The sequence below is a fragment of the Pseudaquabacterium pictum genome (assembly GCF_005403045.1).
GTDB lineage: Bacteria > Pseudomonadota > Gammaproteobacteria > Burkholderiales > Burkholderiaceae_C > Pseudaquabacterium > Pseudaquabacterium pictum.
In genome coordinates this window covers 1-2358 of sequence record NZ_BJCL01000044.1, presented here as the reverse complement: position 1 = coordinate 2358, position 2358 = coordinate 1, and the positions used below count along the sequence as shown (strand labels likewise).

The window sequence follows — 2358 nt, the reverse complement described above, 5'->3', positions numbered from 1 at the left end:
GCGCTGGCCATGACCATGGCGACGACCTTGTAGGAGACGAGCTTGTTGGGGCGCAGGTGCACCTCGGGCTGGTCGGGCAGGGCGGCGACCTGGCTGAGCTTGTTCTCCAGCGTGGCGCGGTCGGGGACGATCTCGCCGTTCCAGCCGATGGTGCCGTCGAAGTCGACGTCGATGCGCACGATCTCCGGCGGCTTGGGCGGCGCGCTGCTCGGGCCCACCGGCATGTTCATCTTCACCGCGTGCGTCTGCAGCGGGATGGTGATGATCAGCATGATGATCAGCACCAGCATCACGTCGATCAGCGGCGTAGTGTTCATCTCCACCATCACCTCGTCTTCGCCGCTGGCGTTGCCGACATTCATTCCCATGGTGTGCTCCTCATTGCTTGGGGGGCGCTTCGGTGATGAAGCCCACCTTGGCGATGCCCGCGCGCTGGCAGGCCACCACCAGGCGGCCCACGGCCTCGTAGCGCGCTTCCTCGTCACCGCGGATGTGCACCTCGGGCTGCGGCTCCTTGACCGCCTCCTTCTTCAGCTCTGCCACCACGCTCTCGATGTCGGGCATCTTGCGGGTGTTCCAGTAGATGTCGCCATCCTTGCTGACGGCCAGCAGCACGTTCTCGGGCTTGGTCTGCGTGGGCACGTTGCGCTCCTTGGGCAGCTGCAACGTGATGCTCTGGGTGACCACGGGAATCGTGATCAGGAAGATGATCAGCAGCACCAGCATCACGTCCACCAGGGGCGTGGTGTTGATGGCCGAGTTCATCTGCTCTTCGCCGTCGTCGTCCGGCGAGCCGACGCTCATGCCCATGGCTTACCTTTTGCCGGCCAGCAGGACGTTGTGCACGTCACCGCTGAAGGCGCGGATCTTCTCCATCACGCTCTTGTTGCGGCGGATCAGCCAGTTGTAGCCCATCACCGCGGGGACGGCCACGGCCAGGCCGATGGCCGTCATGATCAGCGCCTCGCCCACCGGGCCGGCCACCTTGTCGATGCTGGCCTGGCCGGCGATGCCGATGGCCGTCAGCGCGTGGTAGATGCCCCAGACCGTGCCGAACAGGCCCACGAACGGGGCGGTGGAGCCCACCGTGGCCAGGAAGGCCAGGCCGTCCTGCAGGCGGCTGTTGATGTTGCCCACCGCGCGCTCCACGCTCATGCTGATCCAGGTGTGGCGGTCGATGGCCTCCACCAGCGTGCCCTCGTGGTGCTCGTCGGCCTTGACGCCCTGCTCGGCGATGTAGCGGAAGGCGCTGCCTTCATCGAGCGTGCCGGTGGCCTGCTTCATCGAATTGGCCTTCCAGAAGCTGTCGCCGATGGCGCTGGCCGCCTTCAGCAGCTTCTGCTGCTCGAACAGCTTGGTGAAGATGATGTACCAGGAGCCGATGCTCATGATGATCATGATGATCAGCGTGCCCTTGGCGACGAAGTCACCCTGCTTCCACAGCGCCTCCAGGCCGTAGGGGTTCATCACCTCCTCCTTGGCGACCACCGGCTCGGCCGGGGCGGGGGCGGGCGCGGCTGCCGGGGCGGCGGCATCGGCCGCCGGCGCCGAGGCTTGTGCCAGGGCCGGTGCGGGGGCGGTGGTGGCGAGGGTGGCGATCACCACCAGGGCGGCGGCCAGCGGCGCGCGCAGGAAACTCAGCAGGGACATGGTCACTCCAGGGACAAGCGGATTGAGAGGGAGAAGGCGTCGCCGGGGCGGCGGCGGCCGGCTTATTCAGTCTTCCAGACGTACTCGACGACGGTGGTCGCGCCCACGGCCTGACCGTTCTCGTCGGTGCCGGGCTTGAACGGGCACTTGCTCAGCGCCTCGATCGCGGTGCGGTCGAGCAGCCGGTGCTCGCGCGAGGGGCCGGCCGATTTCTCGATCTCGGCCTTGCTCACCTTGCCGGTGGCATCCACGGTGAAGCGGATCTTGGTGGTGCCGGTGGCCTCGGCACGCATCGCGGCGGCGGGGAATTCCGGCTTCTCGCAGGTGGCCACGTTGATCACCGGGGCCACGGCCTGGCGCTTGGGCGCGGGCGGCGCCGGCGGTGCGGCCGGTGCGGTGGGGCCCGGCGCCGGTGCCGGGGCGATGGCCACGGGGGCCGGCGGCGGGGCCTCGCGGGTGACGGTGATGGCCGGGGCCGGCGGCGGGTTGGCCACCTGGATCTCCGGCGGCGGCACGAACGACGGCGGCGGCAGCGCCACCTTCGGCGGCGGCGGCAGGTTCTCCGGCGGCGGCGGTGGCGGCGGCTTGACCTCCTCGATGATCTTCGTCTCGATCGGGGCCTTGATCACCTCGACGATCTTGTGGCCCAACCCGTTGACCAGGGCATAACCCAGGACCACGTGACCCACGACCACCACGATCAGACCG

At 68.4% G+C, this 2358-nt stretch carries 4 protein-coding genes; all 4 read right to left on the bottom strand.

Going from position 1 to position 2358, the window contains the following annotated elements; genetic code table 11:
• A partial coding sequence (locus FFT10_RS27515) for an ExbD/TolR family protein (protein ID WP_137736081.1) occupies positions 1-368 on the bottom strand: 368 nt, incomplete at its 3' end.
• Between the two features lie 10 nt (positions 369-378).
• Positions 379-810, bottom strand: coding sequence for an ExbD/TolR family protein (locus FFT10_RS27510; protein ID WP_137736080.1), 432 nt, complete (start codon positions 808-810; stop codon positions 379-381).
• 3 nt (positions 811-813) lie between these two features.
• The gene (locus FFT10_RS27505) at positions 814-1650 is read right to left on the bottom strand and encodes a MotA/TolQ/ExbB proton channel family protein (RefSeq protein WP_137736079.1); all 837 of its coding nucleotides are present in this window, start codon (positions 1648-1650) and stop codon (positions 814-816) included.
• Positions 1651-1712: 62 nt separating this feature from the next.
• Positions 1713-2358, bottom strand: a 646-nt coding sequence (locus tag FFT10_RS27500) for an energy transducer TonB (RefSeq protein ID WP_228027350.1), incomplete at its 5' end; no start/stop codon positions are given.